The 506-nt window shown below is 39.5% G+C and carries 1 pseudogene; it reads left to right on the top strand.

The features are described from left to right. Positions 1 to 506 (top strand): annotated as a pseudogene (gene adcAII / locus D8855_RS10485) (zinc-binding lipoprotein AdcAII); the annotation flags it as partial.

Genomic DNA, 506 nt, shown 5'->3' with positions numbered 1-506 from the left:
CAGTCAAGTAGCGGAATTCACTCCTTTGAACCTTCAGCAAATGATATCGCAGCCATCTATGATGCAGATGTCTTTGTTTACCATTCGCATACACTTGAATCTTGGGCAGGAAGTCTGGATCCCAATCTAAAAAAATCCAAAGTTAAAGTTTTAGAGGCTTCAGAAGGAATGACATTGGATCGTGTCCCTGGTCTAGAAGATGTGGAAGCAGGTGATGGTGTTGATGAAAAAACGCTTTATGATCCTCACACTTGGCTAGATCCTGAAAAAGCTGGCGAAGAAGCCCAAATTATAGCTGATAAACTTTCAGAGGTTGATAGTGAACACAAAGAAACTTATCAAAAAAATGCGCAAGCCTTTATCAAAAAAGCTCAAGAATTGACTAAGAAATTCCAGCCTAAATTTGAAAAAGCGACTCAGAAAACCTTTGTAACACAACATACGGCCTTTTCTTATCTAGCGAAGAGATTTGGACTTAATCAACTTGGTATTGCAGGCATCTCTCC

Origin of the sequence: Streptococcus mitis (assembly GCF_003942685.1) — a bacterium.
GTDB classification, from domain to species: domain Bacteria; phylum Bacillota; class Bacilli; order Lactobacillales; family Streptococcaceae; genus Streptococcus; species Streptococcus mitis_CD.
This window is presented reverse-complemented; position numbering and strand designations above follow the sequence as displayed.